At 67.9% G+C, this 18739-nt stretch carries 12 protein-coding genes and 3 pseudogenes; 10 read left to right on the top strand and 5 right to left on the bottom strand.

Translation table 11 applies throughout. The annotated features are described in order from the left end of the window. Window positions 1-1232: 1232 nt before the first annotated feature. Together OHA81_RS00145 and OHA81_RS00140 are read left to right on the top strand one after the other, a co-directional pair. The gene (locus OHA81_RS00145; protein WP_329191515.1) at window positions 1233-1508 is read left to right on the top strand and encodes a DUF6368 family protein; all 276 of its coding nucleotides are present in this window, start codon (window positions 1233-1235) and stop codon (window positions 1506-1508) included. A gap of 275 nt (window positions 1509-1783) precedes the next feature. Beyond that, window positions 1784-2029, top strand: a pseudogene (locus OHA81_RS00140) (hypothetical protein); the annotation flags it as partial. 78 nt (window positions 2030-2107) lie between these two features. Here the strand turns inward: OHA81_RS00140 and OHA81_RS00135 are convergent. Continuing rightward, complete coding sequence (locus tag OHA81_RS00135) at window positions 2108-2683, bottom strand: hypothetical protein (RefSeq protein ID WP_329191513.1); 576 nt, start codon at window positions 2681-2683, stop codon at window positions 2108-2110. 244 nt (window positions 2684-2927) lie between these two features. Between OHA81_RS00135 and OHA81_RS00130 the strand changes: the two genes are divergently transcribed. After that, complete coding sequence (locus OHA81_RS00130; RefSeq protein ID WP_329191512.1) at window positions 2928-3206, top strand: hypothetical protein; 279 nt, start codon at window positions 2928-2930, stop codon at window positions 3204-3206. A 205-nt stretch (window positions 3207-3411) separates the two neighbouring features. Here OHA81_RS00130 and OHA81_RS00125 read toward each other — a convergent pair whose 3' ends face one another. Then, entirely contained in the window at window positions 3412-4335 is a 924-nt protein-coding gene (locus tag OHA81_RS00125) for a LuxR C-terminal-related transcriptional regulator (RefSeq protein ID WP_329191511.1), read from the bottom strand. Between the two features lie 494 nt (window positions 4336-4829). Between OHA81_RS00125 and OHA81_RS00120 the strand changes: the two genes are divergently transcribed. From OHA81_RS00120 to OHA81_RS00100, 5 genes are all read left to right on the top strand, one after another. After that, window positions 4830-5069, top strand: coding sequence for a hypothetical protein (locus tag OHA81_RS00120; RefSeq protein ID WP_329191509.1), 240 nt, complete (start codon window positions 4830-4832; stop codon window positions 5067-5069). Between the two features lie 48 nt (window positions 5070-5117). Then, entirely contained in the window at window positions 5118-5414 is a 297-nt protein-coding gene (locus OHA81_RS00115) for a hypothetical protein (protein ID WP_329191507.1), read from the top strand. A 243-nt stretch (window positions 5415-5657) separates the two neighbouring features. Beyond that, complete coding sequence (locus OHA81_RS00110; RefSeq protein ID WP_329191505.1) at window positions 5658-9245, top strand: LamG domain-containing protein; 3588 nt, start codon at window positions 5658-5660, stop codon at window positions 9243-9245. 100 nt (window positions 9246-9345) lie between these two features. Next, on the top strand, window positions 9346-15945 hold the full coding sequence (locus tag OHA81_RS00105; protein ID WP_329191503.1) for an RHS repeat domain-containing protein: 6600 nt from the start codon (window positions 9346-9348) through the stop codon (window positions 15943-15945). Between the two features lie 42 nt (window positions 15946-15987). Further along, entirely contained in the window at window positions 15988-16443 is a 456-nt protein-coding gene (locus tag OHA81_RS00100) for a hypothetical protein (RefSeq protein ID WP_329191501.1), read from the top strand. 57 nt (window positions 16444-16500) lie between these two features. On the opposite strand, the gene OHA81_RS00095 is transcribed toward OHA81_RS00100, so the two are convergent. Beyond that, the gene (locus OHA81_RS00095; RefSeq protein WP_329191499.1) at window positions 16501-16656 is read right to left on the bottom strand and encodes a hypothetical protein; all 156 of its coding nucleotides are present in this window, start codon (window positions 16654-16656) and stop codon (window positions 16501-16503) included. Window positions 16657-17118: 462 nt separating this feature from the next. Here OHA81_RS00095 and OHA81_RS34500 point away from each other — a divergent pair. Continuing rightward, window positions 17119-17309: pseudogene (locus tag OHA81_RS34500) on the top strand (hypothetical protein); the annotation flags it as partial. 296 nt (window positions 17310-17605) lie between these two features. After that, window positions 17606-17809, top strand: a complete 204-nt coding sequence (locus tag OHA81_RS00085) for a hypothetical protein (RefSeq protein WP_329191495.1) — start codon at window positions 17606-17608, stop codon at window positions 17807-17809. Between the two features lie 35 nt (window positions 17810-17844). Here the strand turns inward: OHA81_RS00085 and OHA81_RS00080 are convergent, their stop codons facing one another. Together OHA81_RS00080 and OHA81_RS00075 are read right to left on the bottom strand one after the other, a co-directional pair. Further along, window positions 17845-18189, bottom strand: a complete 345-nt coding sequence (locus OHA81_RS00080) for a YybH family protein (RefSeq protein WP_329201922.1) — start codon at window positions 18187-18189, stop codon at window positions 17845-17847. Between the two features lie 69 nt (window positions 18190-18258). After that, a pseudogene (locus tag OHA81_RS00075) lies at window positions 18259-18525 on the bottom strand (muconolactone Delta-isomerase family protein); the annotation flags it as partial. Window positions 18526-18739: the final 214 nt, after the last annotated feature.

The following is an 18739-nucleotide window of genomic DNA, read 5'->3' as shown; positions in this document are numbered from 1 at the left end:
AAGAGCTGCGCGAGAATCGGATAGTAGGAACCCCTGCTGCGGTTGGCATTTAGCCAGTGCACGTCCTGAGCCCCCGCCTAACGGCGCTGGCCCCGGCACCCTCGGTCCGCGGCCATTCAGGACGGCGACTCCCACCCTTTCGTGAGTGCCGTGCAGAATGTGCGCTATGGCAGACGCAGGAGCGCTGTACGCGCTGATGGGAGCAGTCGGCGGCGCTGTCGTCGGTGCAGGGGGCGCAGTCTTCGGGCCGCTACTGCTGCATCGAAGGCAAGCAGAGGAACGACGCCAAACACTGCTGCGGTAGGAGGAGCGGGAACAGGCTGCACAGCGTCGTGAGGAGAGCCTCCTGCAGCGTCAACAACAGTTCGAGTTCAGGATGGCCGAACTTGACCGCAGACCGGACCGAGTGGCCACTGAGCGCATACCGGTGCGCTAGTCCGGCACAGTGTGCACGGCACCATCGGTCGTGGCCGGCAGTTCGCGCACGGGTCCATGAACGAGCGGTTCCCGCAGAGCGAGCAGGCCCGGTCGGCCGAGAGCTGGGCTCGGCGGCATGGTCCGCACGTGCTGTGGCTCGGGCGTGGGCGAGTCTCCTCGCAGACAGTGCAGGGGCCGACGTTCGCCTGCGCGGCCAAGACGCCCTCGCAGCCGAGGCAGCCCCTGCCCCCGGGCACGGCTCGCCGTAGCGGTCTGACACGGCTGCACCGCAGACAGGCGGGTTGGCGAACGCTGGCGACACCAGCCTCGGCGAGGGTGTCGATGAGTGCCTGGACCGAGCGTGGCGCAGTGGACGCCCCGCTGACCAGCGAACAGAGTCCCGCCAAGCGGCCAGAACCCCTTTCCGGCCCCGCTTACGGATCTGTTCCACCCGGTCATCCGCCGCATCGAAAAGCGTCTGGAGCTCGTCGTAGGTGAACGCGCGCCTGCCCGGACGGCCTTCGTAGACGGCGACGTGCTGGGCAGTGTTCCAGTCGTGGCACACCTGGACCGGGAACCGGCCGAACTCCTCCAGGCAGCCCGCCGCCCAGCCGTAGCGCCCATCGGTGATGAACGCGCAGAACATCTCCAGAGAGCCCTGCTGCCCTCGCACGGTCGACCAGGCGAGTTCACCGCGGGAGAGCCGAGTCGAGAAGTACGCCTCGACGTCCTCGGGCGTCCAGTCCCACGGATACGTGCCAGTGAACTCGGCGAACCGACGTACCAGGCCCAGTCGATTCACGATCGTCTTGCCGGTGAACCACACTCTGCTCGGCCACCTCGCTCTTGCCCTCGCCCGGCAACTCAACGTGATGATCGACTTCGAGGGAATCCTTGGATATACCCCTGGCGGTCGGAGGCAGGAAGCTGCCGACCTGGACCGAGCGCGGGCGATAGTGGCATCGCTCCCGGGCATCCTCAGGGAAGTCTCCTACGACACTGGCGGGGGCGACCGCTGGATCCGACATGTCGGTGACCAGGAGTTCCTCACCGCCTGGCTGCACCACCCAGACTTCCACCTCATCAAGTAGGCACACCCATGCACCGCACCTCGGCGTGGCGCGGCCTCGAGGCGGTCACTCTCCGGTCGTCCAACTGGGCACGTTCATCCGTAGCTCAGAGCATTCTGATGAGTACGCGGACACCCAGGATGACCCAGCTCAGCAGGACGATGATGGCCGGCACGGTGTAGGTCGTCGCGCCGAGATTCCCCCGCACGGGCCGGCCGCCATGCGCCGGCTGCCCGTCCAGCGCAGCGTATGCCGAGGCTGCCGCGCCGCACCGAACCGGCCACGACGCCCGCCAGGCTGGCTCCTGCTTTCTCAACCCCACCGTCACCCACGACCAGGCCGATGCACTACGCAGCCAGGGCGCCCCGGTCTACCGCACGCCCACGCACAGGTGGCGAGCCAGCGTGGGATGGCTGCTGGAGGCCTGCGGCTACCGGCCCGGCGCCGAGGCCACCCGTGGCGTCCGCTGCTCGACGCGGCGCACCCTCACCCTCACCGCCCAGGCCGAAGCCACCGCGCACGACTTCCGCACCGGCCTTTGAAGCGATGGCCGCGAGCATACTCACGAGCGCAGGCGTCGGCCTCCAACCGGAACCCGTTCTCGTGTGATCAGGGACCCCTCACTCGGGGATGAAGTCCAGGCACCTGGCGGCTGCGAGCCTGTCGAGGGGCGGATTGTTGCGTTCCCTTCCCCAAGGCCCGTAGTTGTGTATCTGGACGTCAGCGTGCCGCACAACGGCAGCCAAGGCATCCAGCACTCCGACGACGCGGTTGATCCCAAGATGCACGCGTCCGCCAACGTAGGACTGCTGGTGTAGGTCGGCGTCTGCCTCGGCCGCGGCATCCCGGAACTCGTCGAGCGCCTTCTGGACGCGCAGCTCACCGTTCTGGTGAGTCAGGAGATGACGCAGGTCCCTGGCCCACACGACGCCGGGCGTCGCGACGGTGCTTCCGAGAACGGAATGACCGGTGGTCATGGTCTTCCACATCGGAGAGGTGAGGCCCTGCGGCGTTTTCAGGCGTGGCCGATGCCGTCCCTGCTTGCCCTCGATCTCAACACTCCAGTGCTCGATGACCTCCCGGAGTCCCTTTTCGAGGTACACCTCGAACGCCGTCACAGCATTCTTCAACGCGGAGGCCTCCACCATCCACTGATGGGAATAGGGCCACAGTCCACCTACGGCGTCGTCGAACATGTCAACGTGCTCGTCGCCGTAGTGGATCTCAGGGTCGAAAACCCGGCTGAAGGACTCCTCGTTCTGCTTCCACCGGCGCTCGTAGCCTTCCTCCGACCACTGGGCGGTTAGCTTGAGGAACGCTCGGTTCTCCTCATCGGCCTTGCGCCAGTCATCGAAGGCTCGGCTGACCGTTCCGTGAGCCTCGTTCCACGTCGTACAGGGAGCCTAGGAGCAGCAGCCCCGCCGGCATACGGAGTTTCTGGTGTCCCGTTCCGTGGCCACGCTGCCGAGTGAGATCACCGGTACGTGCTGTGGCACAGCTGCGTCGGTGATGGCGGTCGCGCAGCACGTCCTGGTGCCGGTCTCCGCGGACCGCGGGGACGTCCTGCGCGAGCTACTGCGGGCGCGTGCCAGTTTGCGGGAGATCGCGGTCCGCCTCGACGCTCTCGATGCCCACGGCACGACCGCGGTGGGGCTGGAGGGGTCCTGGCCGACGCCCGTGCGGCGGTGCTGCGAGTGGATGAGGCGACGGTGGCGGTGATGCAGGAGAGGCGGGCTCGGTCGTGATGATGGACCTCGAAGAACTCCCCGACCTGCGCGTCCGCGTCCTGCTCGAACTCGCCGCCGCATGACTTGCATCCGGCCAACCTGATGCCCGGCTCCCACCAACTCTTCGAGGTGCCCCGCCAACGCCAGGTCATCGACCGCCCCTGCCGCCGCGCCGTGCTATCAGCCTTGTATCGGCGCTACAGCCATCCGCGCCTTGTGGCGTTCACCCCTGCCTGGAATCTGCTGACCGCCTCGAGTCTCTCCATCAGGTTGGACATCATGCGGCTGACGGTGCGGGGGGAGACGGAGAGCGTGCGGGCCGCGGCTTCGTCCGTGTCACCCGCGGCGGCGAGGGCCAGGAGCGCTCGTTCTGTGGGGGTGCAGCCGTTGGAGTCGGGGAGAGGAGGCGCCCCAAAGGGTGTACCTGCGGACCAGCACTGCTCGAACAGCGCACGGAGGGCGGTGACGATGCCCGGGCTGAGGATTTCGAGTGCGCCCGCGCGGGGGTTCTCGGGATCGACGGGGATGATGGAGACACGGCGGTCAATGATGATCATTTGTATGGGCACGGTGGGTATGGTGCGCATCTGACCACCGCGCTCCGTCAGCCATCGGGCGTACGCGAAGGTGTCGGGGTCGTTGCGGAAGCTGTCGCGGCACACGGCTCGGATGACGACTCCGCGGCGCAGCGCCTCTTCATTGAGCGGAGTGGCGGCGCTGCGGGCGTCCGGGCGGTGGGCACCGCCGGGGTTCAGTGACAGGCATTCGAAGTGGGTGGTCCGCTGGAGTTGTTCCAGTCTTGTGCGGATCGCGTCGAGGCCTTCGAGCCGGGTGGCGCTGTCGGACAGCCTCGTGCCGAGGTGGGCGGCGGCGATGGCTGCTATCTCCGCTCGGGCGCTTTCCACCTGGGCCTGGCGTTCGGCGATCTCCGCCTCGGCGGAGGCCAGCAGGGTGGCGAGTCCGACTTCGGGGCTGACCGGGCGGAGGCCGGCCGCCGTCTGGCCCGACGGTTTGAGTAGGGCGAGGCGGGCGAGTTCGTCAAGGGCGCTCCGTGTCGCCTGCTCGTCCAGTCCGGTGTCCGCGACGAGGGCGGCCACCCCGTGGTCAGGTCGCTCGAGCATCGCCCGATAAACAGCTTCTGCGTGGGCAGACAAGCCCAACCACTGCAACATGAGATCCCCCCGATACGAAGCCTTGATCCTAAAGGATGTTGCAGGCAATTTTCGGAGGCAGTTTTCCCCAAAAAGGTGGAGTGTTGTGGGCTGAGACGATGTGGGTGGAGAAAATCACGGGCTGGCGGATCGACCGATTTGCGATGCATACCCACTGTTCGGGGGAGCGGGGCGTATGAGTACGGGTGGCTGCGTGCTGCCGCACCGACGCCATACGCGAACTGCTTGACCCGCCTACGTATCTCCCCGCCGCCTGCCGCTTCGTCGAGCGACTGCTTCCGCTCCTGACGCTCGAGCCTGGCGTGGTCTGCCTGCAGGCCGGCACCCAGGTGGCGTCAAGGCGCCAGGCGCCTTGACGCCACTCGCATGCTAGTGACACCGGCTCACGGCGCGCACAGGCTTGCTCCATCGCTCACGGCATCTCCCTGAATGGGGGAGATGAGATGAATCCGTCGACCAGCACGCCTATTGGGGTTGAGTTCTTCATGTCCTACGTTGCCGCACGCCTGCTCGTGCCCGCCGCACTCCTCGCCGCCGTCGGATCTGGTGTGTCCGTTCTCGGCCTCTCGGAAACGCGGCACACGACTGCGGGCGATGGTTTCGGGTGGAGCAGCACGCACCAAGTGCTGGCCGGCGATGGCTACGGATGGAGCGCGCCGCGAGACGGTATCGCCCACCCGTAGCTTCGCTTTCGATGCAGAGCGAGAAAGGCAAACCCGCCGGAAGTCGCCATGTATATGATCACATTCAAGTTGATCGGCTCCTGTGGATCAGTCACAGCCCCGAACGATGTCAGAGACCTGCTTACGGCCCACTTTGCTCCTGCGGACGGCATTGAGCACGTGACCGCAACGGGGGTTGCGGGGGGCGATCGCATCGATCTGGTTTTCTTCTCCCTCGCCAACTCGGAAGCCGAGGCCATGCTCACTGCTCGCGCAGCGTGTCTGCGCGCCCTTGAGCGCGCACCCGAGCTCATCGCCTGGCGTCTGTCGGACGGTGCTGCTGGCAACGGGCCGGGCATTCGCTGAGCACTCCGGTATTCCGTCAGGAAAGCCCCGGTCGATCGCCTGTCGAAATCAAGTGGACAGGTTCGGATCGAGCACCATGCGTTTTCACGTTCAACCGCCATAGCTGGTGAGGGCATGGCGCGGCGCCCGGGGAGATCTCCGCGTCATATGAAATGGGAGAAAATGTCTGCAACCCTTGGTCGGCGGCTTTGCCCTGCCGTGGCGACAACGCTCGGCTTGGCCATGGTGATGAGTGTCGCTTCGGTGTACACGCCGGTAGCCGCCGTTGCAGATGCGCTGCCGGTGAATGAGGGCGAGAAGGCGCTCAAAGCGGCAGCCGCATCGGGCAAGCCCGTCGAGGTGCTCGGTGAACGGACCGAGTCCACGACTACGTACGCGAATCCGGACGGCAAGTCTTTCCGTCTGGACACCTCGGCCGTCCCGGTCCGGGTCAAGGCGAAGGACGGCGTCGGCTGGGTCGCGCCCGACGCCACACTGGAGGTCCGCTCGGACGGCACGGTGGGCCCGAAGGCCGCCGGGGCCTCGGTCGGTTTCTCTGGCGGCGGCGATTCGAGCCTGGTCACCATCGAGCACGGCGGACGGTCGATGGCCCTGGGCTGGCAGCACGGCACGCTGCCCAAGCCGGTACTCGACGGTGAGAGCGCCGTCTACCAGGAGGTGCTGCCCGGGGTCGACCTGCGGATGACGGCGACCTTGAAGGGGTTCCGCGAGGTCCTTGTGGTCAAGACGCCGGAAGCGGCGAAGAACCCGAAGCTCCAACGCGTCGAGTTCGACCTCGAGGCGAAGGACGTCCGGCTCAACTCTGCCAAGGATGGCGGTCTGTCCGCCACGGACGCCAACGGCAAACCGGTGTTCAAGGCGCCCCCAGCTTTGATGTGGGACTCGAAGGGCGTGTCCACCGCGCCGGTCATGTCACCGAAAGAGAGGATGGCCGCAGCCAAAAGTGAGGACGGCCCGCTGCCCAAGGCGCCCGTCGGCGGGGATCCCGGCAGCCGTCCCGTCGACGGTCCGGCCCTCGGCTCCGGGGCGGCGAACATGCCCGTCCAGGTCGACGCTGACTCGCTGGCCGTCGTACCGGACTCCTCGCTGCTGCAGCAGAGCGACCCTGCGGCCTTCCCCCTGTACATCGACCCCTCCGTCGCCCTCGACGACGGGACCGAGCACACCGCGCTTCGCAACGATGGCGTCTCTTTCTGGAACTGGGACAACGGCAGCGACGGCCTGGGCAAGGGCATGGGCAAGTGCGGATCGTGGAACGGGTACTACTGCGGTCCGGGCTACGTACAGCGCCTGTACTTCGAGTTCTCGCCGAGCAAGCTGGTCGGCAAGGAAGTCCTGAACGCCCGCTTTCGCGTCACCGAGCCGTGGGCGTTCCAGTGCGACCTGCGCAACGTGTGGCTGGTCCGGATGGACGGGGAGATCGGCCCGTCGACGAACTGGGGCAACAAACCCAACTACGCCGACCTCATGGGAGACCGCTGGCTGTCGGCCGGCCGCGGCTCCGCATGCGATCCCAATTCGCCCGCAGCGCCGGTCGAATTCTCGGACAACCTCCCTGACGAGCCGGACGAGAACCTCACCCCCACTGTCCGCGACTTCGCCAACGGCCGGTACAACCGACTGAACCTGGAGCTGCGCGCGGAGGACGAGTCGGACACGGCCGCGTGGAAGCGTTTCCGCAACGACGCGGTCCTGTCCGTCGACTACATCGGCAAGCCCAACACCCCGATCTACGTCGGCCTGGTCACGGGTGCGGGGGAGATCTGCTCGAACGACCCGGCCAAGCCGTCGATCGTCTCCGACCCGACGCCGGCCATGACCGCGATCACCGAGACGGTGTGGGGCGGCGAGTCTGGCGCCCAGCTGCGGATCCTCATGCAGACCGAGAAGAAGGAGACCAACGGCACCTGGACCCCGGTCAAGGCCAACGCGGCCGACGCCGACTACGTCAGTCGGCCCTCCTCGGGATTCGTGGGGGACAACGTCAAGGTCACCAGTGACCCGCCCGCCACGCTGACGGACGGCGCCCAGTACCGCTTCCGGACCTGGACCCGGTCGTACGCGGACGGCAACGAACGAACCAGCGCTCCCAGTGCGGACTGCTACTTCAAGGTCGACTCCAGTGCCCCCAAGGCCCCGACGGTCGCCTTCGGAGCTCCGTACAGCCAGTGCACCAGCACCGCGTGCACGGCAGCTGGCAAGCCCGGCCAGGCGGGTCAGTTCACCTTCGCTCCGGCGAGCGGCGACACCGTCACGGCATTCCAGTACAAGCTGTCCACGGACACCACGTGGACTGAGATCGCCGGCTCGAACCCGACCGTCTCGATCACTCCGCCGCTGTCGGGGACGATGAAGCTGAGCGTGAAGGCCAAGGACGCCGTGGGCCGCTGGGGCGCGACGAAGATCGTCGACTTCGTGGTCAAGGAGGGCCCCAACCCGATCGGCTACTGGACCTTCGACGAGGCCTCCGGCCAGGCCATCGACACCTCGACCACCGACCCGGCGCTCAGGAACAACATGTACCTCGCCGCCGGAGCCCAGCGCCCCGCAACCGGCCGACGGGGCTGGGTGCAGACGCCCACCCCGCACGAGGACCGCGCGCTCCAGCTGACGAACGGCCAGTACGCGAACAGCGACAAGCCGGTGTTCGACACCCGTAGCTCCTTCACCGTGGCCAGCTGGGTCCGCCTGGACCGCACGGACGGCACCTTCTCCATGCTGGCCCAGGGCGGCAAGAACTTCAGCGGTGTCGCCATCACCGCCGCCGCCGGCCAGCCGTGGTCGATGCAGATGGCCACGGACGACACCGCGGGCGGAACCGGCGCAATCAAGAAGCTGAGCGGCCTGAACCCGGCGCAGGCCGGGGTGTGGACCCACGTTGCCGCCACATACAGCGAATCCACCGACCTCGCGAAGCTCTACGTCAACGGGCAGCTCCAGGGCCAGATGACCGTCACCAACCCCATCGCCTCCACCGGAGTCATGGGAATCGGCGCCGCCAAGCAGTCCGCCGCCTGGACAGAGCAGCTCCCGGGCCGGATCGACGAGGTCAAGGTCTGGCAGGACGAGAAGAGTGCCGTCGAGGTCAAGCAGGACTCCTCGCTCTTCGACCCGGCGACCGGCAAGCCCGCCGTCGACTTGGCCGGAGCCTGGGACCTCACCATGGCCGGCCCCGCCTTCGCCGACAAGTCCGGCAACGGCCGCGCCCTGACCGCGACCACCGGTACGCCCGTCACGGGCGGCGCCCTGGTCCTGAACGGCTCCACCCAGGCGGCCACCGTCGCGGGTCCGGTCGTCGACGACACGGGTTCGTTCACGGTGACGGCCGAGGCGAAGCTCGACAACACCGCCCTCCTCGCCAAGCCGAACGGTTACAAGGCCCAGGTCATCGGCCAGCGTACGGCCACCGGTTCCTCCTGGAGTCTGTGGTTCGAGAAGACCGGCATCCGCCAGGAGCCGGACGAGCAGGACCCGACCAAGATGCTGGACTTCGTCGAGGGCAGCTGGCACTTCGGCCGCCTGACGGCCGACGGCACCGGGACCTCGGTGGCCAGCGACAGCCCGGCCGCGCTCAACGCGGGCGTCCAGGTGACCGGTGTCCACAACGCTCAGGACGGCACCATCACCCTCTACGTGGGCGCGGCCGGCCAGGCCCAGCCCAAGGCCTACACGGCCAGCGCCGGCAGCGGCGAGCTCGCCGTGGGCAAGGGCTTCACCAACAGCGCCTGGGGCAACTTCCTGCCCGGCCAGATCAAGGACATGCGCCTGTGGTCCGGCGCAATGAAGGACGCCCAGCAGGTCACGGACACCGTCTTCGGCTCCGGTAGCTGACCCTCCGAACCACCCACTTCACGGACTTGCCGTGGCCGCCCCGAACTTGGGGCGGCCACGGCCCACCTGTACCCAAAACCCCAACCCATATGGAGTGTTCATGTCCAGCCGATCACCAGGCGGAGGAATCCGCCACCGGCTGCCATTGGCAGCCGCGCTAGCCCTGGCCCTCGCGGTCCCGGGGATCACCACCCCGATGGCGGAGGCCGCCGACCTCCCCGGCGCCCCGAAGATCGCCAAGCACAAGGACGCCAAGGTCCGGGCCGTCAACGCCCGGGGCGCCAAGGAGGCCCGGGAGCTCGTCGCCAAGAACCAAGCGGAGAACAAGGTCCAGGCCGACCGGGCCCGCGCCGAGGCCAAGGCCGACTGGCCGAAGGCCGCCACCCTGGAAGGCTCGCCCGCTGGCTCCCGCCCGCTGATCGACGTACGGTCCACGGCGCGGGCCAAGAGCCCGCTGCTGCGCCCGGCGGTGCCCAAGGGCCCGACCGCGCCCGCCGCCGCTCCGGACAGCGACGGTGGAAAGTCCACCGTCAAGGTCCTGGACCAGAAGGCGGCGGAGAAGGCCGGGATCACCGGCGTCCTGTTCACGGCAGCCAACACCGCTGGCGGACCTTCACAGTTGACCGTGAACTACGGGTCCTTCGCCTCCGCGGTCGGCGGTGGCTGGTCCACCCGCCTCGGGTTGGTCAGCCTGCCCGCGTGTGCGCTGACCACCCCCGAGAAGGCGGAGTGCCGCAAGACAACGCCCCTGCCCTCGGCGAACAGCATCAAGAACCAGACTGTGACCGCCGACGTCGCCTCACTCCCCGCCGGAACCTCCTCCGCGGCCAAGTCCAAGGCCCCGGCGCAGGCTCCGGCGGTCTTCGCGGTCATGGCCACGGACACCGCATCGCCCAAGGGCGCCGGCAACTTCGCGGCGACCCCGCTCGCCGCCTCCTCCACCTGGGGATCCGGAACCTCCAGCGGAGGCCTCACCTGGTCGTACACGCTGGCCGTCCCGCCCGCCGCGGCGGGGCCCGTGCCCGCGATGTCGTTCTCGTACAGCAGCGGTGCCATCGACGGCCGGACCGCGAACTCCAACAACCAGGGCTCCCAGGTCGGCGAAGGCTTCGACCTGACCTCCTCCCACATCGAGCGCAAGTACGGCTCCTGTGACGACGACGGCCAGACCGACAAGAACGACCTCTGCTGGAAGTACGAGAACGCCTCCCTCGTCCTGAACGGTAAGGCCAACGAGCTCGTCAAGGACGACACGACCGGCAAGTGGCACCTCAAGGGCGACGACGCCTCCCAGGTCACCTGGGGCACCGGTGCGGACAACGGTGACAACGACGGCGAGTACTGGAAGGTGGTCACCGGTGACGGCACGACCTACACCTTCGGCCTGAACAAGCTCCCGGGCGCCGGCTCCGAGCGCACCAACTCCACCTGGACCGTTCCCGTGTTCGGCGATGACTCCGGTGAGCCCGGCTATACGAAGGGTTCCACCTTCGCCGGCCGCTCCGAGACTCAGGCCTGGCGCTGGAACCTGGACCTGGTCCAGGACGTCCACGGCAACGCCGCCACCTACTGGTACGCGGACGAGACCAACAACTACGCGAAGAACGGCGACAAGACCAAGCTCGCCGCATACGACCGAGGCGGCACCCTCTCCGAGATCCGTTACGGCCAGCGCGCCGACACCCTCTTCTCGGGCAAGCCCTCGCACAAGGTCACCTTCGGCTACGGGGAGCGCTGCTTCGCGACGAACTGCGACAGCCTGACGAAGGACACCTCGGACAACTGGCCCGACGTCCCCTTCGACTCGATCTGCGCCGCCGACATCACCGACTGCAAGGCAACAGGTCCCGCCTTCTTCACGCGCAAGCGGATGACGAACGTGAAGACCTTCGCGTGGTCGACGGCGAAGGAGCCGGACGACTATGCGCTGATCGACACCTACGACCTGACGCAGGAGTACCTGGACGCGGGCGACCTCGGCGACACCAGTGACCAGACCCTGGTGCTGAAGTCGATCAAGCGCACCGGCAGCAACGGTGAGGCGGTCAAGGTCCCGCCGGTGGACTTCACCTACCACATGCGCCCGAACCGGGTGGACGTGGACGGGGACAATATCGTCCCGCTCAACCGTCCGCGCATCAATACGATCACGTCCGAGACGGGCGCGATCACCACCTTCACCCTCTCGGACCCGGAGTGCGTGCGCGGTTCGAAGATGCCGGTCGCGGAGGACGACAACTCGCTGTCCTGCTACCCGGTCTACTGGCCGATCAACGGCGGTGACCCCACGCTCGACTGGTTCCACAAGTACAACGTCACCGCGGTGACCGTCGCCGACCCGTCGGGCCAGAACGACCTCGTCGAGAACTCCTACGAGTACGCGAACCCGGCCTGGCACCACAATGACGACCCGCTGACCCCCGAAAAGGAGCGCACCTGGTCCGACTGGCGCGGCTACGGCAAAGTTACCGCCTACACCGGAGCCGTCGGCAAGACCCGGTCCAAGACGGTCAAGATCTTCATGCAGGGCATGCGCGGCGACACCCGCAAGGGGACGACCGACACCCGCACCACCACGGTCACGGCCCTCCCGGTCACCGGCCTGACCATCCCCGCCATCAACGACGACGACCAGTACTCCGGCTTCCAGCGCCAGGAGATCACCTACGACGTAGCCACCCCGGTCACCGTCTCGGTGACCGACCCCTGGAGCAAGCAGACCGCCAGCCAGCAGAAGTCGTACGCCAACACCAAGGCTCACTACGTCCGTACGGGGACCGCTTACACGCACACCTTCCTGACCGCCTCGAACACGTGGCGCACCACCCGCACCGACACCGGCTACGACGACATCTACGGGATGACCACCCAGGTCTCGGCCTCCGGTGACACGACCACGACCGGCGACGAGACCTGCACCCGTACCTGGTACGCGCGCAACGACGCCAAGGGCATCACCAACCGCACCTCACGCACCCGCACCGTCGGGGCCCTGTGCTCCGTCACCGACGACAAGCTGAGCCTCCCCGCCACCTCGGCGACCCGCGGCGACGTCCTGTCCGACACGGCCACTGTCTACGACGACCCGGCCGCCACCGGCTGGACCGCCAACCAGACCCCGACCCTGGGCCTGGCCACCTGGACCGGGCGCGCCCAGTCCTACCCGGCGGCCAGCGGCGCCGCCGACCGCAACCCGGCCGGCGCCGCCGGCTGGCAGACCGTCACGAAGACCACGTACGACACGGATGCGGCCAAGCTCGGCCGTCCGCTGACCAGCACCGACGCGGCCGGCAGCACGACCACGACCAGCTACGCGCCCGCCGCGGCCGGCCCGCTGCAAGTGACGGTGAAGACCGCGCCGAAGCTCGCGTCCAATGGTCAGCAGCACAAGTCGTACGCCTACACGGACCTGCGCGGCTCGATCGTCCGGTCCATCGACGCGAACATGGGCTCGACCTACAACACCTACGACGGCCTCGGCCGCCTCACGGCAACCTGGCTGCCCAACCGCGGCCAGTCCCAGACCCCGAACGTCAAGTACGACTACCTGCTGGAACGCGGCAAGCAGCCGTGGACCTCGGTCGGCACCCTCGCCGCCGACGGGAGCTACAAGACCGTCTACACGATCGCGGACGCACTGCTCCGCCCGCTGCAGACGCAGACCCCGTCGCCGAACGGCGGCCGGATCCTGACCGACACCCGCTACGACTCCCGCGGCCTGGCCTACGAGTCGTACGCCGACATCTGGGACAAGGACAAGGCGCCCGAGGGCGTCTATGCCCGGGCCGAGTACGGCAGCACCCCGAACCAGACCGCGACCGTCTTCGACGGCCTCGGCCGCGCCGTCACGAGCACCCTGCTCGTGTACGGGGTGCAGAGGCAGTCCACGACCACCACCTACACCGGTGACTCCACCGCCAGCACGGCCGTCCAGGGCGGCAACGCGACCCGCACCATCACCGACGCGCTGGGCCGCACCACGGAGACCCGCACTTACGACGGGACCACCCCCAACGACCCCGCGTACAGCGGCACTTCGCCGGGCACGCCGTACACCAGCGTGAGCCAGACCTACACCGTCGACGGCAAGCAGGCCGCGGTCACCGGCCCCGACGACGCGAAGTGGACGTACGTCTACGACCTCTTCGGCCGGACCGTGACCACGACCGACCCCGACAAGGGCAAGGTCACCACGACCTACACGGCCCTGGACCAGATCGCGACGTCCAAGGACGCACGGAACACGGTCCTGGAGTACGGCTACGACGAACTGGGCCGCAAGACGGGCCTGTGGAAGTCGCCGAAGTCCGACGCCAACAAGCTCGCGGCGTGGACCTTCGACACGCTCCGCAAGGGTGCCGGCACTGATTCCATCCGCTACGAGGGCGGTCTGACGGGCAAGGCGTACACCAAGTCCGTTACCGCCTACGACACCCTGGGCCGTCCCGCGACGACCCGCCTGACCCTGCCCTCCGACGACCCGCTCGTCACCTCCGGCGCCATCGCCGCCAGCACCGACACCACGGTCAACTACCGGCTCGACGGCACGCTAAGCTCCACCTCCACGCCGGCGGCCGCAGGGCTGCCGTCGGAGATCACCCAGCTGAACTACAACGAATTCGGTCTGCCGAAGGGCTTTTCGGGGCTGACCGACTACGTGCAGAACGTCGCGTACTCCCCGCTGGGCGACATCGACCAGCTCACCCTGGCCCGTTCCGCCGCCGCCGGTGTGCGCAAGACGTTCATCGGCAACATCTACGAGGAGGGCACCCGCCGTCTGCTGAAGTCCACGGTCAACGACCAGACCCACAACGGCATGCTCCAGGAACTCACCTACAACTACGACCAGGCCGGCAACGTCCTGTCGATCTTCGGCTCGGCCCCGCTCAGCGGCTTCACCAAGGCCGACAACCAGTGCTTCACCCACGACGCCCAGCGCCGCATGACCGAAGCCTGGACCCCGAAGACCGCCGACTGTGCTCCGGCCGGGCGCACCGCCGCCAACCTCGACGGCGCCGCCCCCTACTGGAACAGCTACACCTACACCGCGTCCGGCCAGCGGGCCACGGAAAGGATCAACACCGGGACCCCGAGCACCCGTACCTACTGCTACGACCCGGCACGCCCGCACGCACTGGCGGCCACCACCACCGGCGCCACCTGCACCGGCCTCACCCCCCAGTACACCTACGACGCCACCGGCAACACCACCAAGCGCACCGAAACCCCCGGCAGCCCGACCTCCCAGACCCTGAACTGGGGCGCGGAAGGCAAGCTCACCAAGACCACGGAGGGCGCCACCGCCACTGACTACGTCTACGACGCCGAAGGCGAACTCCTGATCCGCCGCGACCCGGCCGGCGAGACCGTCCTGTACGCGGGCCTCAACGAGGTCCACCTCAAGGGCACCAAGAAGTGGGCCACCCGCTCCTACACGATCGCGGGAACCAAGGTCGCGATCCTGACCAACGAATCCGGCACCGCCAAGCTCTCGTTCGTGGCCGGCGACGCCCACGGCACCTCGTCCCTGACCATCTCGGCCGACGACACGCAGACGGTGTCCAAGCGCTACACCACCCCGTTCGGCTCCGCACGCGGACCCGCCGCGGCCAACTGGCCCGACGACAAGCGGTTCCTGGGCAAGCCCGAAGACACCAACACGGGCCTGACCCACGTCGGCGCACGCGAATACGACGCGGCCCTCGGCCAGTTCCTCAGTGTCGACCCCGTACTGAGCCTCGATCAGCACCAGTCCCTCAACGGCTACTCCTACGCGAACAACAGCCCGGTCACCAACAGCGACCCGACGGGCCTCGAGAGCTGCGGCAGCTACGGCTACTGCGGTGGCGGCGGCTGGACCAACGGCAAGCACATCGAGGACATGCCGAAGGACGAGGGCGACGGCGGAGGCGGCGGAGGCGGCGGCGGAGGCGGCGGCTGGGGCGGCGGCGGAGGCGGCGGCGGCCGAGGAGGCGGCGGAAGCGGCGGCGGAGGCGGAAGCTGGAGCGGCACCTCGTTCGGTCGCGGCGACATCTTCAACCCCATGCCCTTGGGGTGGAACCCGGCCCTCGCCCCCCTGTTCGCGACTCCCCGGGAAAGGTTCGGGATCGTGGACGAAGGCGGTCCGTACAATAGCTGGGAGAGTTCTCGGGGCTTGTTCTTCGGATGGCTCTGGGGTGGCGGTTACCCGCTCGGACCCAGCCAGAAGTTCAAGGGCGGAGACACTTTCACCAGAATTCTGGCCGCAGACGACACCATTGCGGAAACCCGTTCCAACCTGCTGGGACAAGCCCTGAAGAGCGGAATGGACGCACCCAACGCAAAAGATACCCTGAATTTCGGATACAAGGACAGGGGGCCGGAACCGGGGAGCCCGTGGTACAAGGCCAACACGGTACGCGGGATCTACAATGATATCGCCAGCGTGTTGACCAATGGCACGCTCGGTCACGCCAACAGTGCCGACGCATACCTTGGAACCTATTCCGGGACCGCCCGCATCACCAGCGTGGACAAAAAGAAGGGCGACGTGCGAATCCAGTTCACCGTTCACAACCAGAGCGACTGGAACTCCGCCACACACGCGATCCCCAGATCTTGGAATCCCTTCTTCACCGAGACCTTCGGCGCCGCCACTACGCAGGACTTCTCGTGGCAGGAGAGAATCCCGCTCAACATGTGCGGATGTTCCCTAAGGTAGAAGCTCACTCACATCGCCAACTCAGAAGACTGTGGAGATCACATGCGCGGCCGTCGACTATTCCTCCTGGCATTCGTTCTGCTTCTCTCGGCGTGCGGCGGTTCAGGAGAGAGCAAAGGCACGGCGGAGGCGGGCGACATCGAAGGGGACTGGTCAACTGCAGCCGGCGTCCACCTGTCTTTTGCGGCGGACCACACCTTCACCTCGCAGGGACTGAAGTTCGACCCTTCGCTCGTGAAGGGCTGCCCCACCGGAACGGGGCGCGGGAGCTGGGGCTTCTATGTGGACAAGGGGGCCCCGGGCGGGTTCGTGGCGATGTCAAAGGAAGCAACGGCCGGCGATACGATCGGAGTGAATTTCACCGAAATCTCCCAAGGTGACTGCAGCATCATGCTGAGCGTGCTCAAGAGCGGAGAACTCTGCGTCTCGGTAGACTTCGATGAAGTCTGCACTTTCAGCGACCGGTTCATGCGGACCAAGGAAACAACGACTCCGTAAGTCGAGTTGGCATTTCGTGATGGCCCGTCGGTTCATCCGGCGGGCCATTTCGGCCGTTCAGAGTTCGACGAGCATGACGTCGGCGGCCCTGCGGCTGGTCCAGATGTCGGAGCCGTCCGCGAGGTCGAGGTCCGCGGTGGCCTGCGGGGTGATCTCGGCGAGCAGGTCGGGCGTCCGCTCGGACGTGATCAGGATCCGCAGGCGGCTGCCCACGACGGTGATCTCGCGCTCTGGCCCTGGAGGCTCATCGACTCGACGGCGAACAGCTGCGCCGCCCGACCCCGGGCGACGACGACCAGGTGGTGGGGCCGTTTTCCTGGCTGGTCTCGCTGTCTTTGCGGCGTGACCACACTTCAAGTAGGCGCGTTGGTGGCCACCGTCATGCCCCTGATGAAGATCGCGTCTTGACTGGAGGGCGCAAATCTGAGCGGCTCGGTGCCGGCCCCCGGACATCCCTGGGAGGGCGCCACGTTCGCCGCGACCTGGGGGTCCCGTGACGTCCTGGACGTGCGCCTGGTCCGCCCCGACCTGGTGGCCGAGATCAGCGCCGACCGGGCCGTGGACCGGGGCGCGGTGTGGCGGCACCCGCTCCGCTTCCGGCGGCTACGCCTGGACGTGGCCGTGGGGGCGTTCCTTGGTTCGGGGAGGGGCCGGCCGCCGCAGCCGGCTGACCGCGCCCTCTTGGTTTGGCTGCGCGCGGACGGCTTCGAGGTCCGTGATCAGGATGCTGCCCGGCTCTCCTGCTCGCCGACGCGCCGTTCGTGCGCCACCGTGTCAACGTGCTCGGCCGGTACTCCGTCCGGCCGCCGGAGCTGCCGGGCGACCTGCGGCCCCTGCGTGATCCGAACGTAGACGAGGCAAGGTGAGCGCCGCTGGCACGCCGGGGCACCGACGTGCACCCGCAGTTCGACCACCGCCAGATCGTGGCGTGGCTGCTGGCCCATGACAAGATCGAAATCCCCACGGGACCCACGGTGCCGCTCGCAGACACCGGGGGCGCCACGCACCGGTTCCGGCTCGATGACCCGTGGCTCACCCTGGCCGACGACGCCGAGGGGGAGGACGAGTTGTCCGGCTGGTCCACCGACGCGGATGCTGATCGTCTACCCGCCCGACGAGCAGGGCGGGCGCCGGGTGCGCTACGACGGCCTCGCCATCGGCGTTGCACACCCGGCCGGCCGACATCCGGGTCTTCCTCGCGGCCGCCGGGCTGGAGAACGCCGAGGACGTGGACCTCACCGACTCCGACTGCGTGGAGTGGCGAGGCGCCGGCCCGGAGGCCCTCCCGCTGATCTCTGCGAGGTTGCACCGGGAGTGGGCATCTTCTGACCACGTGGCGCAGGTGGCCAGGATCGGAATCCCCTGAGAGGGCGAGCGTGGCGGCGACCTAGCGGGCCGGCGTCAACCGAGCTTGGATACCTGGTAGTGGCTGATGTACCAGCGGTCGGCCGCCTGCTTGACCACCAGGCTCAGGTTCACCGTGAGCGTCGGCCGGTCGGTGAACGAGAAGTCGACACTCGTGTAGCCGAGCACCACACCGTCGACCAGCTGCCTGGTTTCGAGGATCCGGTAGTCGGCGGTCATCCCGAGCGGCTGGGAGCCGTAGTAGTCGGCGATGCCGCGGCGACCGACGGTGTACGGATGGAGGCCCTGGAAGATCGCGTCCTCGGCGAAGCAGGAGGCGGCCCGCTCGGGCTGGTGCGCATCGACGGCCGCCTTCCACTCGTCGAGGACGCGACGAAGGATCTTCCCGTTGTCCGCTGTGCTGCTCGTCGGAGTCGTGGCGCCGCCAGCGTGGCCGGGGTCGCTCGGGTGGGGCGAGAGCGGGGTGACCTCGTCGGTGCGCCAGATACGCAGCGGCATGGAGGCCAGGACCTCCTCGAGCCGACCGCCGTCGGCAGCGGCGAAGAGCCCGAGAGTGCGCCACTCGCCCGGTCGCAGGGGAGGGCGCCACAGGCGGAGCAGGTGTCCCTGCGTCGCGAGCTCACGCGCCCGTGCGGCCTCGCGAGCGCGGATGTCCTCGACAGCCTGCTCCGGGGTCCCGTCCGGGACGTGGGTGGTCATCGTGACGAGGAATTCCATGATCGCCTCTTTCGGGGAGCTGGCCGTACGGGAGCCCGCCGTGCGGTTGGCCGACGCGCCTCTACCCAGTCTGCTTCAGCCAGATCGGGCGGTCCTGACGAGCAAGCCCCCAGACGGCCTCGTCAGCTCGGCAGGGGCCAGTGTCCAGGGCCCGTCCTCGCGCTCCCATGCGCCGCTGGTAACGGCGGGGTGTGAAGCGGAGCGCTGGTTGGCC

This window comes from Streptomyces sp. NBC_00667 (assembly GCF_036226825.1).
Taxonomy (GTDB): domain Bacteria; phylum Actinomycetota; class Actinomycetes; order Streptomycetales; family Streptomycetaceae; genus Streptomyces.
The sequence above is the reverse complement of the archived record's forward strand: the minus strand, read 5'-3'. Positions and strand labels throughout refer to the sequence as shown.

Bases quoted from the DNA above. Each gene is read 5' to 3' on its own strand.
- OHA81_RS00135 (WP_329191513.1), bottom strand. From the start codon at position 2,683: ATGTTCGACGACGCCGTAGGTGGACTGTGGCCCTATTCCCATCAGTGG.
- OHA81_RS00125 (WP_329191511.1), bottom strand. From the start codon at position 4,335: ATGCTCGAGCGACCTGACCACGGGGTGGCCGCCCTCGTCGCGGACACC.
- OHA81_RS00120 (WP_329191509.1), top strand. From the start codon at position 4,830: ATGAATCCGTCGACCAGCACGCCTATTGGGGTTGAGTTCTTCATGTCC.
- OHA81_RS00115 (WP_329191507.1), top strand. From the start codon at position 5,118: ATGTATATGATCACATTCAAGTTGATCGGCTCCTGTGGATCAGTCACA.
- OHA81_RS00105 (WP_329191503.1), top strand. From the start codon at position 9,346: ATGTCCAGCCGATCACCAGGCGGAGGAATCCGCCACCGGCTGCCATTG.
- OHA81_RS00100 (WP_329191501.1), top strand. From the start codon at position 15,988: ATGCGCGGCCGTCGACTATTCCTCCTGGCATTCGTTCTGCTTCTCTCG.